The following is a 21,122-nucleotide window of genomic DNA, read 5'->3' as shown; positions in this document are numbered from 1 at the left end:
TCGTAATGGTTATAGTTGGTCTTGGACTTCTCCTGCAACCTTTTTAACCCCAAAGCAATTCGGCTTGGAAAGTTGAGGAGGATAATTGTTTATGAGAATGATAATTATTCTCATAATTAAGATAACATAAAAATACTTTTTATTTATTTACAATTGTCGTCATGTTGGATTAGGGCCATCACCATCAACTACTTTTGGGCCTTTTTTTGACCTTTTAATCAATATTCCTGCCCAAGCAAGTAATAGAGTAAATAAAGATTGTAGCGATCGCCTGCCTCCCCATCAACATCAGGGCAAACTTGAAAGACTGTTCGCAAGCGATCGTCAGTGCTGTCACCAGACAGGGGAACAGTACCCCAGCCAGATAAACGCCTGTGAGGATTAGCACCGGAGACAACAGGCTGACCGTATTGGGTTCAGCAAAAGCAGTAGGCCGTATTTGCGAACTGATGCCAGAATGACAGGCGATGCAGTTTCAGGTGGTAGGCGAAACAGTCCCATTGCTGGATTAATCAACCGACTCAGACCATTCAAAACATCGATTCAGTCCAGATTTGAAGGACTATGGCGATAATGAAGATTTGATGAAGAAAGCCGCATAACATCCGCTGACAGGGCTAATATGCAGAGTAAGATCGTGATAAACCCCTAATTTGGGATATTATCAAGATTTGGCTCTGTGTAATATGCCAAATTGGAAAAATAGACTGACTACGATCTGCATAACACTCTATTGTGGGGTGTTATCAAGACTTTATTTAGCCTAACGTCATTCACAGGGCTGTTATCGCGATCAAGATCAGCCTAATACCCCTAATTGGAATGGTTAGACTGACTTAGATAGGAGCAAGCATAATAAGCAATAGTTAGCCATATTTTGGGCATCTCCAAGCTAAGATATGCTCCAGTTGATCATAGAACTTCTATTGTGCTTGACTATTTCTAGAGGAGATACTTAAGCTATTTATTGCTTCAACTTCAGTGAAGCATCGGAATCGTGGAGAGAAATTTAATGGTTCAATTAAATCGACGTGCATTTCTGACGAGTAGTATGGCTGTAGGACTAACTAGCACCCTCGCTTTAGGTAAGTTAGGTCAAGCCAAAACAACTCGACCAGGAACAAATACTCTCGCCAACCAACTATTCCCTATTCCGCCTGAAGCACTTGCTCGCATGAGGGAATCCGACGAATTGATAGATTACGATGCACTTGGTTTAGCCCAACTGATCAAAGCACGAGAGATTACGGCTAGAGAGTTAGTTGAAGTAGTTATTCGTCGTATTGAAGCGATGGAGCCAATTATCAATGTCTTGACTACTCCTACCTTCGAAAGGGCTTTGGAAAAAGCTGATCAAATTCCTCTCAACAGCACGTTTGCTGGTGTGCCAATTTTAATCAAAGATATGATTGATGTCGGGGGAGTCCGTCGTACCGATGGCTCACGACTGCAACTGACAAATGTCCCAGTCAGAAATGTGAGATACATTGACGGGGTCGAAGCCGCAGGCATGAATATTGTAGGCATGACCAATGTTCCAGAGTTTGCCCAGTTGGGTATTGTCACGAATAATAGTGCCTTTGGCTTGAGTCGCAACCCCTGGGATTTATCTAAGTCCACACTGGGGTCTAGTGGAGGAGCAGGGGCTGCTGTGGCAGCAGGAATTTTGCCTTTAGTTCACGGAACTGATGGCGGTGGCTCCAACCGATTGCCCGCCTGTGCCAATGGCGTTTTTGGCATGAAACCTAGCCGAGAACGTATGCTCTCTGGTGAATCCGATGGTGGGCATAATCCGTTCAAAACAAACCAGGCTTTGAGTCGAACAGTGCGTGATAGTGCCGCCCTTTTCAATGACACTGAAGACAAGTCTAGCCAAGTATTTGAACCTGTGGGGCTGGTGACTGGTCCCTCAACCCGACGATTGAAGATTGGTTATGCTGCCTCAATTCGTGGGGGGCTGGTCGTTGAAGAGCCTGTTCGTAAAGCCCAAGAAAATGTTGTACGGTTGCTGCAAGATTTGGGGCATGAGGTCGTTGAGGTCACTTTCCCCGTGAATGAGGTGGAGTTTTTTACAAACTATAATGGTGCATTTTTACGACAATTCGGGACTGTGGCTGAATCTACAGAAATCCTCAGTGGTAGAGCAGCCGCCGAGTCAGGTCTCCTAGATCCATTTACCGCTTCCCTAATTGAATACGGCGCTTCCATTACAGATGAGCAAGAAGCCCAAGGGCAAGCCTATCTCGCTAAAGTTCCAGGCTTTTATATTGAGACTTTTGAATCGATCGATATTTTGATGTCGCCAGTCATGCCTGTTATATTTGTCGAGGGAGACGCACTAACACCAAACGACAGAGTCAATGACTCAACTCTAGAGTTCCTACAAAATCGTCTGGCCTATACGGCTCCCACTAACGTGGCTGGTAATCCAGCTATGTCAGTACCTTTAAATTGGGATGATGAGTCAGGTTTGCCGATTGGTACTATGTTTCAAGCGGCCATTGGCAATGACAAGATGCTGTATGAACTGGCCTATGAACTAGAAGAGGCAAGACCTTGGAAAGAGCATTGGGCACCATATTCTGTCAAGTACATTCCTGTGTAAATTATTACGGTAACAGCAAGGACTAAGCTTATGATTTATAAGGTTGAGCACCCAATATACGTCTAACCCTAGACTGCACCGGACTGCTACTTGAAATATCTACTTGAGGCGATAAGTTATCTGCAGCCGGTGAGTCTTACCGTTGAGCTGACAAATCTCACCTAGCAAATACGGCATAGATTACAACCCTTAAAATCCACGAAAAACATAAAACCCAAGGGAGATGAACCTTGGGCCTATGAGTCATTTGGAGTAGGCGATCGCTTGAAATTGGGACATTTCTCTAGAGCAAATAATAGAAGCGCGTAGGGTGCGTTCATCGGTCACAACCCCAACATAAAACCAACACTTCAAAATCTGATGAACGCACCAAAACCCCTAAATCAGGTAATGTGCCTAAAACGGTACATTACCTGATTTAGGCATGTCTCCGTCGCCCTTCCGCATCTGCTGTACACAGTGCTGCCAGGACACTTTCGGGAGTAATTTCGCAGGGTTCGTTATAAATGGTTTCACCCACACCACAAGCCCGCTGAGCTGCTAACAACAGGCGATCGTCACTGATGCCATCAAGTCCGATATCGGCGAGGGTGGTAGGGAGGCCCACTGACTCACAAAAGCCAAACACACGATCTATGACTTGGCTGGGGCGATCAGTGAGAATCAACATAGCAAGTAGCCCGAACGCTACTTTTTCGCCGTGCCAGAATTTCTTGGTTTCCTCTAGAATCGTAAACCCATTATGGATGGCGTGAGCAGCAGCGAGTCCGCCACTTTCAAACCCGAGTCCACTCAACAACGTATTCGCTTCCACAATCCGTTCTAATGCGGGAGTCACCACATCTTGTTCGCAGGCGATTTTCGCGTGAACTCCATATTCAAGCAGCGTCTCGTAACACAAATGAGCCAAGTTAAAAGCTGTCATAGGTCCCATGCGGCCAGTCATATTTTTAGCCCGTTTGATTTGACAATCTTCAGCTTCAAACCAAGTTGCCAGAGCATCTCCCATTCCAGCTACCAGGAACCGAACCGGGGCGCGGGCGATAATATTGGTATCCACTAACACCAGATCGGGATTGCGTGGTAATATTAAATAACGTTCCCAAACGCCTTCGGGGGTGTAAATGACAGCCAAGGCGCTACAGGGAGCATCCGTAGAAGCAATGGTGGGAACAATAGCAGCAGGAAGTTGTAAGTGATGGGCAGTTGCTTTGGCGGTATCGATGGTTTTTCCGCCCCCAATACCAACGATCATATCAACGTTCTGGGCTTTACCTAAAGCTACCATATGTTCGATTTCAGGATCGCAACATTCGCCCCCAAATCGTTCTAGATAGACTTCTATTTTTCCTTGGGTGAACTTTTCAACAATTGGTTGCAATTTGGGAAAGATTACGGGTCCCATCATTACGAGGGCTTTCTGGCCCAAACGGCTCAATTCTTCTCCCAACAGGTGGATGGCATCATTGCCTTGAACGTAGCGGCCTGGGAATATGGCGGTGGTAATCATGATAACTCCTCGTTCTAAACGAACAGTAGAGTGAGGGCGACATCAACTCAAGAGGGACAGAGGAAAATCTCTACCGAGTCCCTTGCCCTCCCTATCCCAGGTTATTTCACGATCCACTTATCTCCCTTAACATACTCCTCAACTCGCTGGGGACTCGCTGCGATGATGCAGACTTGCGTTTGCCAACAAACGATCGAATAATAGAACCCAGGCAAGGAAAATGCCAAATTCCAGTGTTGACAGCTTCCCTCAATATTTTCTATTCTCTATTATAGAACAATCTTTAGAGAGATTCTGTGAATTTCTGTGAATTTCTGTGAGAGGGCAGTGTAAACGAGTTGCCCGTAAGCTGGGTTGAACCATGAAACCCAGCAATCACCTTGGCACTGCCTAACTCGGCGTCGCAGCGGACGGACAGGAGATCGCTTGCTTCTTAGTGAAATCCCTAAACTGCCACTGGACTGAGCCATTGAGCCGACAAATCTCAATTAGCAAATACGGCACAGATTTACAACTCTTAAAATCGATGAAAAACATCAAATCCAAGGGAGATGAACCTTTGGCCCATGAGTCATTTGGAGTAGGCGATCGCTTGAAATTGGGACATTGCTCTAGAGCAAATAAACAGTTATAAAAGAGATTTGTGAGTGATGGCGACTTGCATTTTTTCCAGTAACTCCGAAAGAGGAAGTGCCCTCAAATCCCCAGCATGGCCTGTCGGTCTCGACAACATCCGCTCCCGCTGCCAGAAAATCACGATGGACTTTGGCCACTGCCTTCTGGCTTGGTGATGACTAGATATTCATTACAACCTTCATATTTCGCTCCACCAAAGTCCTCGGTGGTCAAGTTTTGGGATTGGATGTTAGTTCCCATTGCGCCATCAAAGATTATCACTGGACGCTCTCGACTCTGGAGCCGTTGGAGGAATGAAGTTTTCAACTGAGGTTTCGGAGTTTCAATACTTAGCATAGATGTTGCTGCTTGTACTAGACTTACTCCTCTAGTGAGAGCTTTGATAACCTTGTCTATATGCTCTACATCCTCAGAGTGCTGTGGAGAAAAATAAACAAGCTTTTGTTTAATTAAAGCGCGTTTACTCTGGTCATCCTTCCAAGAATTATCAGGTTCAAAAATATTCCAGACATTATCCCAAACATTTCTCAAATTTTCTGCTACTTCTGTGGAATGATCTGTAATTTTTTTCGATGTAGAATTTTCCAGAATTTTTGCCTAATTTTTAGAGACCTGATAACTGATAACTGAAAAGGGGCGATCGCTATCCATCGCCCCTACATCATTAGAGGTTACTTCTTAACTTCTTACTTCTTCGCTCTTTCTTCTTCCTTATAATCAGGACTTACGCAAAGGCACTATATATATATAGAGCTTTGGTGCGTTACGCTAGCGCTAACACACCCTACGAATACCTACTTTTTGGTCTACTGAAATGAAAAGCGCTGTAAATTCCCCAGAAATTCTTGCATTGTTTCTGCCTTAAAGTAATCTGTGTTGTAATCCAAATCAAAATGAAGACTATCGAGTTCAGGGATAACATTCAGGCCCATTGCATATCGTGCAGAAGTTACTGGCTGAGGAATAATCTGAGTTTGCAGACCCACTAAATCAATGGCCATCGCCAGATCCAGGTTAAACGTAACTTGTATGAGGTTTTCCTGTTGTTCCTGGGGCATTTTGGCCAATATTCGGGCTAAGGGCAGATTTTGATGCTTGAATGCTTGGCTAAGAGCAGCTTTAGTTTGTTGTACTTGTTGACTCCAGGTTGACTTTTTATCTGTTTTCTGGTAAATGGGAATGAAATGGGAACAGTAGCCTACTAAATGTTCGGCCAGATGGGTTGGACGGCCACTCACAGAAATTCCGATCGCGATCGCATTTGTCTGGCAAAACTTGGTTATTTGGTGAACATAAGCCCCCAGAAGTGTGTGAAACAAGGTTGCATTCCAGGCCATCGAACGTTGTTTCAGAGCAAGAGTTAAGTCGGATGGTATCTTTGTACTAATCCGGGCACCGTTGTAGGTTCGTTGTTCTGGATCGGGGTAATCCAGAGGTAAACGTAAAGGGGATACCGTTCTGAGATGTTCGCTCCAAAATAGTTCCGATGTCTTGAAAGCATCGCTTTGGGTGTCTTGGTTATACCATTGCAAATAGTCTGTGAATTGTTGAATTTGCGGAATATCTAGACAACCGGAATAAATCTTACTAATTTCCTCCAAGATCGCGACCAGAGACCACCCATCGGAAATTAAATGATGAGTACAGATATTGAATGCGTATCTCTCTGGAGAAAGTTTGATAATTGTTGCCCGAATTAGAGGTCCTCGATAAAGATCGAATGTTTGTTGGCTTTCTGCTAACAGCCATCGATCTAAAGCTTCATCTGGAGCATCTTCAGATGAATAATCTAGCAAAGGAATTTCAATATCCAGGACTGGCGTCACTATTTGATGTAATCCATCGGCAGCGATGGATGTTCTCAAAGCATCGTGCCGATGGATGACAGTTTGGATAGCATTCCGTAAACGATCTATCGCTAGTCTTCCCCTCAACTCAAACGTAATTGACTCATTATAGGCAGTCGAACCACGTTTATCTTGGGCAATTTCAACTAGACGTTGCTGCTCTTCCGTTAGGAGATAAGTGCGTTTTTTTTTTGAGCGACTGATTTTGCCGAGGTTTGTGATGGAAAATATCCAACTGAACGCAGCTCTTCAACGCTTTCTTTGACTACGGCAATAATGCGGTCGATATCCTTGTCAGTGTGGGCTGCGGAGACAAAACAAACGCGACCTTCCCAAACATAAACCCCTTTGTGATTCAATAGGTAAAACAAGAGATCCATTTCGATAGGAAGATAAAGTTCGCTAAACATACTCTGGAATTCAATTCTGAAAATCGACGCAAACTGGTCAGCCCGCAGCATTAGCCCCTCGGTTTGAAAATAGTCATTCAAGGCTTGCGCAAGTCGAGCTGCAGAGTCATTCAATTTGGCTTGTAACGCTCCACCTTGCTCCTTCAGATGCAGAAGAACCCCTTTTGCTGCTGACATTGCCAGAGGGTGTTTACAAAAAGTACCTGCGAAATAAGTAGGTTCGGTTTGGGGATAAGATTGGTCTCCATATTTCCAAGTACCCCCGTCAATGCAATCCATATACCTGGCTTTTCCAGCTACAACCCCAATTGGCATTCCACCACCAACCGCTTTTCCATAGGTGGCAATATCGGCTTCAACACCAAAATATTCCTGAGCACCCCCCGGTGCAGCTCGGAATCCCATAATCACTTCATCAAAGATTAGGGTAATGTCTTCTGATTGGGTTAGGGCACGCAGCTCATGCAAAAACTCTTTGGGTGCAAGGCTTAATAGTCGGCTTTGAACAGGCTCAACCAGCACTGCTGCCAGCTCATGTCGATATTGTCGAATCACCTCTAGACTCTCTGGTTTACCATAATCTAGCACAATGACATCTTTCACCATGTTGGGTGACGTTCCTGGAAACATGGGTTGACCATAAGGTGTTCCATCGGTTTCTGCCGGAATAGCTAAGGTGCCGTCAAAGTGACCATGATAAGCTCCCTTAAATTTCACAATTTTATGTTTGCCAGAAGCAGCACGAGCAATTCGTACTGCGGTCATCACAGCTTCGGTGCCAGAATTACAGAAAGTCACCCTTTCTTTACCCGTTACCTCAGAAAATAGTTTGGCAACTTCTCCTGCTAATGGTGTTTGCGGACCCATTTGCACGCCATTGTCTAGGGTGTGGCGAACTGGATTGACGATGAAATCGGGATTATGACCCAGTAGATGAACTCCAAAGCCCATGGTAATATCGATGTATTCATTACCATCAATATCCCAAATGTAAGCACCTTTGGCACGCTCTGCAACAATTGGGTAGAATATCTCTTTCAGTTTAGGGCGAAGACCGCGAATTGAGCGACGATCGGCTAGGTAATCGCGATAGGCAGCAGCATTTTCCTTCGATCCCTTCGTGCGCTGGGAATAGGCTTGTACTAAATTATCGATGAATGCCTGTTGTTCGGCTGTTGGTGGCTTACCAGCGTTGCCTTTTGCACCCCAAAATGAGAATGGAGCGGGGGCCGATCCGTTTTTTCCCGTTGGTGTTTGTTTAGAAGTTTCTACTGGCTTGGGTGGCTCTATTGCTTTCACCAGGGGTTGCTGTTGTTGAGGGGAGAAAACTACGGGAGTTTGAACTACACTTGGTTTTCCCTGAATGGTTTCTAATTGTTTTGCCATCACCAGTAGTTGTTGCTCAATAATGCGCTCTAGGGCTGTATGATTTCCGTTTTGAGCAGATGTAGGATAAACCGTTGGTTGCGGAACGATATTATTGGTTTCATGTACAACAGCGATTTCGGGCTTGTTAGCAGGTGGCTGAGGAACAACGGTTCCATTGGTTGATGGGGCTGCATTCGTTACAGTAATAGCTTTTTCTGGAACTTTCTCGCTCAAAAAGTCAATAAGTTGTTGCAGGTTAGTCAACTCATCCAAGAATTGATGGATGGCTAGGGTAATCCCATAATCTTTTTCAATGCGGGTAATAAGATTCAGCAAGGTGAGGGAATCTAACCCTAGTGCGAGGAATGATGTTTCACGGTCGAGAGCATTGCTATCCATGCGCATCATGGTTGCGACCATTTCAGTTATTTCCTGCCCGATCCGATTGGAAATCGCAGATGGTGCAGTTTTGTGAGAATATTCTGTGGAAATCATAGTTGTTTTTGGCCAGTAACGTTGACGTTGAAAAGCGTAAGTAGGCAAGGGAATTTTCAATCGGTTTTCATGGGTATGAAAAGCATTCCAATCTATGGAAATGCCTTTGGTATAGAGGCAACCAAGGCTGTCTAAAATATCGCCATAACCTTTTTCCGAGCCTTCTAAAGTGGGAATCCAGGTTAGTTCTGGAAACTCCCGTTTTCCTAAACCACAGAGGATTGGTTTCGGACCAATTTCTAGAAAGAGAGCTAGTCCAGAATCTACAATAGTTTTTAATCCATCGTAAAAGCGAACAGTGCCTCGAATATGATCTCTCCAATAGGTGGCATCTAAGACTCGATCTGTATCCAAAATATCCCCCGTCAAGTTAGAAACGAAGGGGATTTGGGGTGGATGGAAGTCAAACTGGGAGGCAAATCGTTCAAATTTATCCAACATTGGTTCCATCAGTGAAGAATGAAACCCGTGGGAAACCACTAATTCTCTATAGCTGACATTCCCTGCTTCTAGACGCTGGATAATGTGTTTTAAGGATTCCTGTTTACCTGAAATCACCACAGCTTTTTGCCCATTGATTGCAGCAATGGAAACATCTGTGTAATCTGCTATATAATCCATAACCACATCCTGGGTGGCGAAAATGCTAATCATGCTGCCTGACTCTGGGAGTTCTTGCATTAGGCGTCCGCGTTCGGCGACCAACATCAACCCTTCTTCTAACTCGAAAACTCCGGCTACCCAGGCAGCAACAAATTCACCAACGCTATGACCCATCACAATGCTAGGCTGAATCCCCCAAGACAATAACAATGCAGCTATTCCACATTCGAGAGCATAGATTCCTGGTTGTGCAAACTCAGTTTTGTGAATCGAGGTGTCTCCATCTTTTGCGAAGACAATATCTAGAAGAGAGCGTCCGCGATGCCCTAAGAATGCTGCTTCACAACGCTTGATTACATCCTTAAATATAGGCTCTGTTTCATACAACTTCCTGCCCATACCAGCAAACTGCGAACCTTGCCCCGTAAACAGAAATGCTAGATAGCTGGAAGCAGGAGTGCTAGAGATTTCCATGGGCTTGCGCTTCAGCTCCCGAATCATCTCGTTGCTATCGCCTCCCACATAGGCAGCTCTAACGTTAAAGTGTTTCCTGCCTACATGGGTGGTGTACCCAGCATCAGGTAGGGATATATTTGGATTCTCTTGCAAAAAGTCAGTATATTTAGCAGCAAGTTCGAGAAGAGCATCCTCGGATTTTCCGGAAAGAGTTAATAATACTCTAGGTCTGCTACTGGGTCGAGTTTGCGTCTCAACCGTTGGTGCTTCGGCTACAATCGCGTGAGCATTTGTTCCCCCAATACCAAAGGCAGAAATGCCCGCAATACGAGGTTTGCCATTAGCCACCCAAGGACTAAGTTTAGTATTGACAAAGAAAGGACTCTGTTCAAAATCAATTGCCGGGTTGGGAGATTGGAAGTGGAGACTCGGTGGAATTTGTTGTTTTTCCAAAGCCAGAACTGTTTTTATTAATCCGGCAACGCCAGCGGCTGAAATCAGGTGTCCAATATTGCTCTTTACCGAGCCGATGGCACAATAACCACGGCGATCGCTCTGATTCCGGAATGCCTGGGTAAGCGCTCGAATTTCAATTGGGTCTCCCAACTCTGTTGCTGTGCCGTGGGCTTCCACATAGGAAATAGAATCTGGTGAAACTCCAGCAACTTTGATGGCATCAGCTATGACATCAGCTTGCCCTTGTACTGAGGGCGCAGTAAATCCAACTTTCTCAGCACCATCATTATTAATCGCCGAACCTTTGACTACGGCGCGAATTGGGTCGCCATCTTCCAATGCCTGACTCAAACGTTTGAGAACGACTGCGCCGACCCCACTGCCAAAAGTAGTTCCCTTGGCTTTGGCATCAAAGGGGCGACAATGCCCATCTGGAGAGAAAATCATCCCTTCCTGGAACATATAACCAACATCATAGGGATGAACGATGGAAGTTCCACCAACTAAGGCTACATCGCAATCACCGTTGCGGATACTTTGGCAAGCTAGGTGCAGGGCAACCAGGGATGTCGAACAGGCAGTTTGAACGTTTATACTAGGGCCTGTCAGGTTTAATCGGTAGGAGACTCTGGTTGGCAGATAATCTTTATCGTTGCCCAGCATGACTTGAAAGTTCTCCACTGATGAAAAGAAGTCGCCTCTCTGGGATAAGACCTGATGCAAGTAAGAGCTGATTCCGGCTCCTGCAAATAAACCAATGTTGGCTGTGGTTTGGGTAGGAATAGTGCCAGCACTTTCTAGGGCTTCCCAAGCACATTCTAAGAAGAGACGTTGTTGTGGGTCTGTTATCTCGGCTTCAAATGGGGGAATCCCAAAGAAACTGGCATCAAAATTCTGGATATCTTTCAGGATCGGGTTAGCTTTGATGTATTTTGAATTCTGTAATAATTGTCGATCGACACCATTTGCGAGTAACTCTTCATCGGTAAAGAATGTAATCGACTCGACCCCTGTCTGCAAGTTTTGCCAAAATGTTTCTGGATTATCTGCGCCAGGAAATCGGCAGCTAACTCCAATGATAGCAATATCTGTTTCCGCTACCTGAGTGTTGGCAGATTGGTTTCTGGAATCTCGGTGGTTTTCTGTAGGCAACTTTTGATTCGTTTCCTCAGAGATATTTGAATTTGTTTGATTTCGTAAATATCTGGCTTGAGTTTGAATCGTTGGGTATTCAAAAAGATCGACGCGATCGACAATATTAGAGCCTGCAAACCGATCTTGAATTTTCCCATGAAGTAGGGTTAAAAGAATGGAAGTTCCCCCTAACTCAAAGAAGTTGTCTGTAATTCCTACTTCTTCTATTTGTAGGGTTTCCGCCCAAATCTCCACGAGAATACGTTCTTCATCTGTATTGGCTGCTTGAAAACGGTTGGTTAGTACAGGCCGTTTGATATTTGGTTCGGGAAGTTGCTTGCGATCTATCTTGCCATTGAGAGTTTGCGGAAACGAGTCTAGAAATACAAACGCCTTGGGAATCATATAGTCGGGTAAAAATTCCCGCAGGTGGTTCCGCAAGCGAGGCTCTAGTTGCCGCGACAAACTGAGTAGTATCGGACAATTAGCCATTTTCTTGACCGAAGATAATGAGTTTGACTCTGGAAAAATCGGCATTGCCTGGTTATCCTTGAGAAAAACTACATCAAATACACCAGTTTCATCGCTATTTGCCCAACTGACGTAAACTTGATAGTTGTATTTTTCAGCTAGCTCGAAACAGTCTGCTGGTTTAATAGCACGATCGCTTTCTGGAACAATCGGGGAATTTTGAACCCCTGCCAAAGCTACCGTTTTTTGCTTCTGAAGTATTTGTGTCAGGCGAGTTTTCGTCCAGTTATCTTGCCTCCAATAGCTCCACTCAACAGCCAGATTTGAACGAGAATTTCTTGAAATAACCACATCATAGCGGTAGCTGGTGAACTCGTTTTCAAAGTGACCTGCTTTGGGAATTATCTGAACTTCGGAAATAGCAGGAATTGCCTTTTTCAAAGCTAAAAACCATTCCGGGTTAATTACTAGCTCTTCTTCCTTGCTCATAGACTGTTGAATTTGCTGCTCGCTCACCGTTTCCGATGTCGTCGTTGACAACAGTTTTTTGTGGAAGTGATTCAACAACAGAAGATTACGAACATCCCCAATAAAAATAGAGCCATCAGCAGAAAGCAACGGGATTAACTGTTTAATGACACTTTCCAGGTAATCAATACTGGGAAAATATTGCACCACTGAATTGATGATTATGACATCAAAACTTCCAGAATCCAGATTCGGTAGCTTGTGAGCTGGTCGATGATGTAACTCTATCTTGGAGGATAACTCCGAATTATCATTTATCTGTTTTCGGATAAAGGATAATGCTGCCGGAGAAATATCAGTTCCCACATAACGTTTAATGTTTTCAGCCAGACCAAAAAGTAGAATACCTGTTCCACAGCCAACTTCTAATACCTGAGTAGGATTCAGGGATTTAATGCGCTTCAGGGTATTTTCACCCCATTCCCGCATTTCCACTTCCGGCATCGGTTTACCAGTGAAGCTATTGTTGTAGCCACTATAGTTAAAAGTAGGATCGTAAACTTCCGATTCATCGCTGTGTGCGTTAGTCCAGACCTGTTCCCAAAGTCCGACCATATCTGGTGTAGCGTTTAATTTAGGAACTACATAAGCAACCAACCTAGAGTCATCTGAGCTATAGGATTTCACCGTAACTAGGGATTGTTGTACCCCTTCATATTCCTCAATGTGAGCTTCTATTTCACCAGTTTCAATGCGAAATCCATTCACCTTCACTTGATGATCGATGCGACCCAGGAAATGTAATTTTCCAGACTCATCAATGCGACCCATATCACCAGTGCGATAAATGCGCTCCCCAGCAATTTCGGAATCCACAAATTTTTCCGCATTCAACTGAGGGCGGTCTTTATAACCCAAGGCTAAACCCTTGCCACCAATACCAATCTCGTTATTATCAAGAATGTAGATGCGAGTGTTGTGAATAGGGCTGCCAATTGAGATTTGGGCGTCTGTAACCATAGCTATGCTTGACCAAATAGTAGTTTCAGTCGGACCATACATATTCCATATTTCCCCACATTTGTCAAGCATTCTTTTAGCTAACGCTGCTGGAAATGCTTCTCCTCCAACCAAGACTTTCAGATTAGGATTTCCTTGCCAACCGACATTGAGCATCATTTGCCAGGTTGTCGGTGTTGCCTGCATCATCGTTACCTCACCACTTTCAGTGAGTTGATTCAGAATTTTACCATTGCGAGCTTCCTGGCGCGTTAGTAAGCGAATACTCGCACCAGTAATCAAGGGGAGATAGAGTTCTAAACCAGATATATCAAAAGAAATAGTGGTAACGGCAAGTAGGCGATCGCTAGCTTTAATCCCTGGTGAAATCTGCATGGACAGTAAAAAATTCACCAAAGCGCTATGGGGGATAGTGACTCCTTTGGGGTTTCCAGTGGAGCCAGAAGTATAGATCAGATAAACGGGAGCTTCTGGTAAAGGCGTTACCTCTGGCGACTCAACTGGGAGTGTCGCTAGTTGTTCATTTAATAATTTATCTAACTCTATAACTTCCACATTAAGTGGTGAAATCTCAGAAGTCAATTTTGTAGTTGATAAAATATACTGAATCCCAGCATCATTTACCATAAACTTCAAACGTTCTGTGGGAAAACTTGGATCGAGAGGAACATAAGTCGCTCCAGATTTCATAATACCTAGCAATCCGATCGCCATTTCCAAACTGCGATCGATACAAATCCCAACAAATTTACCCCGCCCCAATCCTCTAGATTGCAAGAAATGAGCCAGTTGATTCGAGCGTACTCTCAATTCTGAATAGGTTAGTCGCTCCTCACCCTGGCATAAAGCTATAGCCTGGGGTGTAAGTTCGGCTTGGCGATCGATTAGTTGTGAAGTGCTATTATTTTTCTCAGGGAGAAATGAGCCAGAAAGACAAGGAATATTAGTTTCATTCAAGGTAGATGCAGATTTATACATAAAGAGTTATTTAGTAACTTGATAAGCAAGATAATAGACAAGAATGTTCTGGGCATATTCTGAATGTCCAGGAAGGTAAGCCGTTGGCTGAGAAATGTATTTTTGCTGCCATAATCCTTGAGATTCCATAGAATTATATGCTCTTCCGTGGCCTCCTTCTTCAAATAGATCGACCCGTTGTGAAAAGAGTACCCATCCCCCGGGGCGAGTTACACGGCAAAATTCCAGCAAAGGGAAATTATCTGGAAAATAGGTCAGAACTCCAATAGAGTAGGTCGCATCGAAGGTGTTGTCTGGCCATGAAAGTTGTTGTTGCAGGTTGGCTTTCACCAGTTCGCGATATACCTGGCGTTGAGTCGCCTTATCCAGTAATTTTTGGGAGATGTCAACCCCTGTAATATTAGTAAACCCCCGATTGTACAGAGATTCTCCAGTCAGGCCACTACCACAACCAGCATCTAGAATTGAGTCTTCAAGGGAGAAAAACTGCTTGGCTAACTCAGCACCAATGCGAGGGCCATCGTAACCCCATTCCTTAATTAGATCGTCGTAATCATCGGCTAAAAAGTCATAATCTGCCTCGACTTTCGAGGCATTAACAGGAGGGGTATGTGCCCAATTAGAACTAATACTCTGAGGATCTTGACTCATAGTTTGATCAATTGTTAATTTTGAAAAATTAATATATCACAAATACCTTGAAATTCACATCATGATTCATGTATCTTTTTGTGCTCAATTGTTATTAGCTTCAGCAATAATATCATGTCCGTTGGTATGGTTTGTGTAAACGAGAGGGTTATGTCTTCAGGAAATTTCAGCCTTCTTCCTTCTTCTCTCTTCTTTCTTCTTTCTTCTTTCTTATATTATAAGACCGATGCTACCAGACATGATATAATATGCAGCTCTAAAGCCATATCAGAGAATGATGGTAAAACTTCAGCGATCGCTACTAATGTCCAGCCTCCCCCTAAAATTTGACGCAATCTTAATTTTTCACCTTTTGACAGAGACCTGATAACTGATAACTGAAAAGGGGCGATGGAGAGTGATCGCCCCCAAAATTATTTAATCATCTGCAAATGTTTCTGAATTCTAAATTCCTAAACCTTAACCGCAACCTGCTTTTCAGCATCAACACTTGCTACCGGACTATCAGCTTCAGAAGGAGGCACAACTTGATAAAACTTCGGTAAATATTGAGACCAATTAGCCAAAATAGCCTTTGCTTTCTCACTACCAGTCTTTTCAAGGTGCAATGAAATCAATTCCCGCAACTGCTCCTCACCTGCTGGTGTAGACACCCGCTGAATAGAAACAATTTCATTATTCACCCTGGCAGGAAAATCACCATCCTCATCCAAGAAATAACCAATTCCTCCCGTCATACCGGCACCAACATTACGACCTGCTTTACCCAAGCAGACAATAACGCCACCAGTCATATACTCACAAGCATGGTCGCCAGCACCTTCAATAACTGCCTTACCCATAGAATTTCGGACAGCAAAACGTTCCCCTGCTTGACCATTAGCAAACAGAATACCACCAGTGGCACCATATAAACAGGTATTGCCAACAATCACATTTTCCGCCGGGTTGTAACCTGCTTCTACAGGTGGCTTAATAATAATTTCTCCACCGTGCATTCCCTTGCCAACATAATCATTGGCTTCACCTTGTAATGTTAAAGTCATTCCTGGTAAATTGAAAGCACCAAAACTCTGACCAGCACTACCATTAAATGTGAGATTAATCAACCCCTCAAAACCAGTATTCCCATAACGAGAGGCGATCGCTCCCGCCAACCTTGCTCCTACAGTCCGGTCAGTATTAACTACTTTTATTGTCTTGGAAACACTGCCCTGGTTGCGAATTGCTGTTTGAATTTCTCGGTCTTCTAACAGCACATCATCTAAAACAGGACCGTTGCTATGAACTGTTTCATGGTGTAACCAATCTCTGTTAGTGCGAGTATCTGGCAACTTGATCAAGCAGTCTAAATTCAAACTTTCTGTTTTGGTTAACTCTACATTTTCTCGTGCTTTCAGCAAGTCTGCACGACCTAATATTTCACTGAGGGAACGATAACCCAAACGTGCCAAAATAGTTCGTACTTCTTCAGCAATAAACCAGAAGAAATTAACCACGTTTTCTGGCACTCCAGTAAATTTCTGACGTAGTTTCTCTTGTTGAGTTGCTACACCAACTGGGCAACTATTGGTATGACAAATTCTTGCCATAATACAGCCTTCAGCAATCATCGCAATGGAACCAAAACCAAATTCTTCGGCTCCCATTAAAGCAGCCATGATTACATCCCAACCAGTTTTCAGACCACCATCTACACGGAGAGTCACGCGATCGCGTAGTTGATTTTCCATCAATACCCGATGTACTTCAGTCAAACCTAATTCCCAAGGACTACCAGCGTGTTTAATTGAACTGAGAGGAGAAGCACCAGTACCGCCATCGTGACCGGATATCTGAATGACGTCTGCATTAGCTTTAGCTACACCAGCAGCAATAGTACCGATACCAATTTCGGCAACCAGTTTAACGGAAACACCAGCATTAGGATTAATTTGGTGGAGGTCAAAAATTAACTGTGCCAAATCCTCAATAGAATAAATGTCATGGTGAGGAGGGGGTGAAATTAAGGTAACTCCTGGTTTAGAACGACGGAGTGTGGCAATGTAGTTGCTGACTTTTTTACCAGGCAACTGACCGCCTTCACCTGGTTTTGCACCCTGAGCAACTTTAATTTCAATCTGTTTGGCATTCATCAGATATTCTGGAGTCACGCCAAAACGACCGGAAGCAACCTGTTTAATTGCAGAAGAAGCGGTGTCACCATTTTTCAATCCCTTGAGATGAGGTAACAAGGTAGACAAACCTTGACTATTAACATCATCCAATACCTTAAACCTTGTGGGATCTTCTCCACCTTCGCCGGAGTTAGATTTGCCTCCTATCCGGTTCATGGCGATCGCCAAGGTTTCATGCGCTTCCCGTGACAATGAACCGAGAGACATTCCCCCAGTACAGAAACGTTTCATTATTTCTGCTGCGGGTTCGACTTCCTCTAAAGGTATGGAAGGGGAATAGCTATTAAAATCTAACAAATCTCGCAAAGCTGTTACTGGTCGCTCTTGCAAAGATTTCTTGTAAACTTCGTAGTGGTCATACTCTGTTGTTTCTGGGTGTTTCCCATTGCCGTTGCCATTGCCATTACCATGATTAAAGGTAGCAACTGCTTTATGGAGTGCTTTTGCCATTTCCGGACTATTCATGTGATATTCCCCACTGGGGCGATATTGCACAAAGCCGTAGTTTTCTAGCTTTTTAATATTCAGTTCTGGGAATGCGCGACTGTGGAAAGAAATCACCTCTTGCGCTAATTCTGCCACAGTTAAACCACCTATTCGAGAAGTAGTTCCTCGGAAAGCTAGTTCTAATAAGTCTCCACCAATACCAATAGCTTCAAAAATTTGCGCTCCCTGATAAGAAGACAATAAAGAAATTCCCATTTTCGAGAGAATTTTCAACAGTCCTGCTTCTATTGCTTTACGATAATGTTTCTGAGCTTCTTCGATGGTGATTTTTGTAATTTTACCCCGTTCCATTTGCTTTTGAACTGTGGAGCTAGACCACCAAGCACGGACGGACTCTAATGCTAAATAAGGATAGACTGCACTAGCTCCATAACCAATTAAACAAGCGAAATGATGGGTACTCCAACACTGAGCTGTTTCTACCACCAAAGATGCTTTCATACGCAACTGGTGTTTAATCAGGTGATGGTGAACGGCACCCACAGCTAGCAGAGGCGGAATATAAGCAAATTCTGAACTTATTCCACCATCACATTTGTCAGATAGAATAATAATTTCCTTACCATTCTGAACTGCTGTTGCTGCCTGTTGACACAAATTATTTACCGCTGTTTGCAGTCCTTCTGGTCCATTAGCTACGGCAAATAGAGTAGAAAGAGTTTCTGTGGCAAATTCTGAGTCCCGAATTTCTTGTAATTCTGCCTCGTTTAATACGGGTGATTCTACTTTTAATAACCGTGCATTTTCCGCACTAATTTCTAATAAGTTGCCACGCTTACCGAGAAGCATATTCAGTGACATTACCATTCCTTCCCGCAGAGGGTCGATGGGAGGGTTTGTCACTTGAGCGAACCTTTGTTTCAAGTAGTCGTATAGCAAATGAGGACGTTGAGAAAGCACAGCTAGGGGAATGTCATCACCCATGCAAAATGTTGGTTCTTTACCCAAATTTGCCATATCACTAATCACCATATCCAGGTCTTCCAAACTATAGCCAAAAGCTGTTTGTAGTTGGAGTAGGGTTTGTGATTCTAGTTGAGTGTTGGTGGTAAATGGTTGCTTTGCTATCTGCTTTCTGTGTTTTAACCATTCTCCATAGGGTAGTTGGGAACTAATACGTTTTTTAATTTCCCAATTTTTGAGAATTTCGTTAGTGCTTAAGTCTACAGCAATCATTTGTCCAGGACCGAGACGACCTTTCTCAACTATTTCTGTTTCTGGTATCTCAACTACTCCTGCTTCAGATGCTACGATAATTAGGTCGTCATTGGTAATACAGTAACGTGCTGGTCGCAAACCATTTCGGTCTAGAGCTGCTCCTACTTGTTTACCGTCGCTAAATGCCAATAATGCCGGACCATCCCAAGATTCTTGCAAACCGCTATAATATTCGTAGAAATCGACTATTTCTGGATGGTTTACTAGGTCTGGTTGATTTCTGTATGCTTCCGGCACCATGATCATCAATGTTTCTAGTGGGGAACGTCCGGAACGGGTAATTAATTCCATCACGTTATCTAGATTTGCTGAATCACTACTTTTAGCATCAACAAAAGGTTTTAACTCATCTAGTCGTGACCCCCAAATAGAGGAACTTAGACTAGCTTCCCGCGCTTTCATCCAATTAATATTTCCCAACAGAGTATTAATTTCTCCATTGTGACCAAGCAAACGCATCGGTTGGGCAAGAGGCCATCGAGGCATCGTATTAGTGCTGAAGCGTCGGTGGTAAACAGCAAAAGAACTCTTATAAGCTGGATTTTTCAGGTCTGTGTAAAATTCTCCTAGCACTGCGGAGCGCACCATACCTTTATATACAATAGTGCGACAAGAGAAGGAGCAAATATAAGCATCTATCCCCCAAATAAAACCTTCGTCTTCTAAAGCACAACCAATATTACGACGCAATAAATAGAGCGATCGCTCTAAGTCATCCCCTTGCAATTTGTCTGAACTGACAATAATTTGTTCAATCTGTGGTTGGTTTGCTCGTGCCTGTACTCCTAATACTTCTGGTTTAACTGGTACAACTCGCCAACCAACCACGGTCAGACCTTCTGTAGTTATTGTTTTTTCAATTGCCTGGCGTGCTATTGCTGCTTTCTTTTCTGTTTGAGGCAAAAATATCATTCCTACCCCACAATTAGTAGGGTTTAATTCTAAGTTTTCAGACAGCAACTCCCAAGGAATTTGAGTCATTAAACCTGCCCCATCCCCTGAATCTTGGTCTGCACTACAACCACCACGATGCTCTAAGCAAGTTAGAGCGGGTAAAGCTTTCGATATAATTTCGTGGCTTTTTTTCCCTGACGGATGAGCAATAAAACCTACTCCACAGGCATCTCGTTCTTCTACTAGCCATCTTTGGCCCTGAAAAGTTTCTTTGTTTGCTGTTAGACTTGTGTGAGATTGATTCATGTTTAATTTACCCATAACATCATAACTTTAAAGAGGGTGTCACCCTTTATATAGAAGTTTTCATCTAAATTGTTTTGTTACTTGCTTAAAAAAGTACATAACAATTTGAACAATAGACTGAAATTTTAATGTTGTTTGAAGGTTGATACTTTAAGGACTCAGCTATCAGCGGTCAGCAGTAAGCTATGAGCAATTAATAATAGATAATTAGGGTTTGTCGATTAAATATCAAAGTCTTTATAGAGAAAGGTTTCGGCATTTTTAGGTCTTGAAAAAGTACAAGGTTTTCGTTCTCTAGAGCTGCAAAAAGTTAGGATTTTGGGTTGACGCTCTTGCAGAAAAACCAAGGGATAATTCTTCTTCCTACCTCATCTAAATTCCCAATTCCTCCTGACTCCTGACTCCTTCTCCCTACTAAAAGACTTTTTGAGCAAACCTTAATTATTAATTATTAATTATTAATTATTAATTGTTAATTGTTAATTATTAATTATTGAACTCCTCTTCTCATCAATAACTGATAGCTAATAGCTGACCGCTGAATGCTTATTCCTACTTTCCTCATTGTCTTTCAAAATATATAAATATATAGAGAATACTTGACAAAAATAGCAGGCTATGTAGAAGCACAGACCTTCCATACAACTTCCCCAAGAAAACCTGCAAAACTATTGTTCTTACTACTTCATAAATTATCTTAATGATTGCCAGAAAATAATTGTGATACAAAAAATACCCTACGCTCTACTCAAGATTTATGACAAAACACGAGGGACACTTTAATTTATTGTTTTTTGATTCAAATTAAATCTATAAGTGCAATCTTTTTCAACTACTTTTAGTCTCAACCTCACATAATGCCAATTATTTTATGTGTAGTTGGAATTGTTTTATTTAATTATAGTCCAGTGT

Annotated in this window: 8 protein-coding genes and 1 pseudogene; 2 read left to right on the top strand and 7 right to left on the bottom strand. The window is 43.2% G+C overall.

What is annotated here, in order from left to right; translation table 11 throughout:
• Positions 1-214 precede the first annotated feature (214 nt).
• A complete protein-coding gene (locus AFK68_RS37780; RefSeq protein WP_168186741.1) occupies positions 215-388 on the bottom strand; it encodes a hypothetical protein in 174 nt (57 codons plus the stop codon).
• A gap of 624 nt (positions 389-1,012) precedes the next feature.
• Between AFK68_RS37780 and AFK68_RS34140 the strand changes: the two genes are divergently transcribed.
• On the top strand, positions 1,013-2,605 hold the full coding sequence (locus tag AFK68_RS34140) for an amidase (protein ID WP_094678191.1): 1,593 nt from the start codon (positions 1,013-1,015) through the stop codon (positions 2,603-2,605).
• Positions 2,606-3,023: 418 nt separating this feature from the next.
• Here AFK68_RS34140 and AFK68_RS34135 read toward each other — a convergent pair whose 3' ends face one another.
• A complete protein-coding gene (locus tag AFK68_RS34135) occupies positions 3,024-4,115 on the bottom strand; it encodes a glycerol dehydrogenase (RefSeq protein ID WP_094678858.1) in 1,092 nt (363 codons plus the stop codon).
• 469 nt (positions 4,116-4,584) lie between these two features.
• Between AFK68_RS34135 and AFK68_RS37775 the strand changes: the two genes are divergently transcribed.
• On the top strand, positions 4,585-4,749 hold the full coding sequence (locus tag AFK68_RS37775; RefSeq protein ID WP_168186776.1) for a hypothetical protein: 165 nt from the start codon (positions 4,585-4,587) through the stop codon (positions 4,747-4,749).
• An 82-nt stretch (positions 4,750-4,831) separates the two neighbouring features.
• Here AFK68_RS37775 and AFK68_RS34130 read toward each other — a convergent pair.
• From AFK68_RS34130 to gltB, 5 genes and pseudogenes are all read right to left on the bottom strand, one after another.
• Positions 4,832-5,087, bottom strand: a pseudogene (locus AFK68_RS34130) (homocysteine S-methyltransferase family protein); the annotation flags it as partial.
• Between the two features lie 470 nt (positions 5,088-5,557).
• Positions 5,558-6,739, bottom strand: a complete 1,182-nt coding sequence (locus tag AFK68_RS34125) for a condensation domain-containing protein (RefSeq protein ID WP_246844640.1) — start codon at positions 6,737-6,739, stop codon at positions 5,558-5,560.
• A gap of 26 nt (positions 6,740-6,765) precedes the next feature.
• Positions 6,766-14,457: a type I polyketide synthase gene (locus AFK68_RS34120; RefSeq protein ID WP_094678854.1), complete on the bottom strand. Its 7,692-nt coding sequence runs from the start codon at positions 14,455-14,457 to the stop codon at positions 6,766-6,768.
• A gap of 6 nt (positions 14,458-14,463) precedes the next feature.
• On the bottom strand, positions 14,464-15,108 hold the full coding sequence (locus tag AFK68_RS34115) for a class I SAM-dependent methyltransferase (protein WP_094678852.1): 645 nt from the start codon (positions 15,106-15,108) through the stop codon (positions 14,464-14,466).
• A gap of 452 nt (positions 15,109-15,560) precedes the next feature.
• Entirely contained in the window at positions 15,561-20,210 is a 4,650-nt protein-coding gene (gene gltB / locus AFK68_RS34110) for a glutamate synthase large subunit (protein ID WP_094678850.1), read from the bottom strand.
• Between the last annotated feature and the right edge of the window lie 912 nt (positions 20,211-21,122).

Origin of the sequence: Hydrocoleum sp. CS-953 (assembly GCF_002260545.1) — a bacterium.
Classification (GTDB): domain Bacteria; phylum Cyanobacteriota; class Cyanobacteriia; order Cyanobacteriales; family Microcoleaceae; genus Trichodesmium.
Note: the sequence above shows the minus strand (reverse complement) of the source record. Positions and strands in the feature narration are given on the sequence as shown.

What these genes read in the sequence shown, in the direction of transcription:
- AFK68_RS34120 (WP_094678854.1), bottom strand. Translation starts at nt 14,457, where the DNA reads ATGTATAAATCTGCATCTACCTTGAATGAAACTAATATTCCTTGTCTT.
- AFK68_RS34115 (WP_094678852.1), bottom strand. Translation starts at nt 15,108, where the DNA reads ATGAGTCAAGATCCTCAGAGTATTAGTTCTAATTGGGCACATACCCCT.
- gltB (WP_094678850.1), bottom strand. Translation starts at nt 20,210, where the DNA reads ATGAATCAATCTCACACAAGTCTAACAGCAAACAAAGAAACTTTTCAG.
- AFK68_RS34135 (WP_094678858.1), bottom strand. Translation starts at nt 4,115, where the DNA reads ATGATTACCACCGCCATATTCCCAGGCCGCTACGTTCAAGGCAATGAT.
- AFK68_RS34140 (WP_094678191.1), top strand. Translation starts at nt 1,013, where the DNA reads ATGGTTCAATTAAATCGACGTGCATTTCTGACGAGTAGTATGGCTGTA.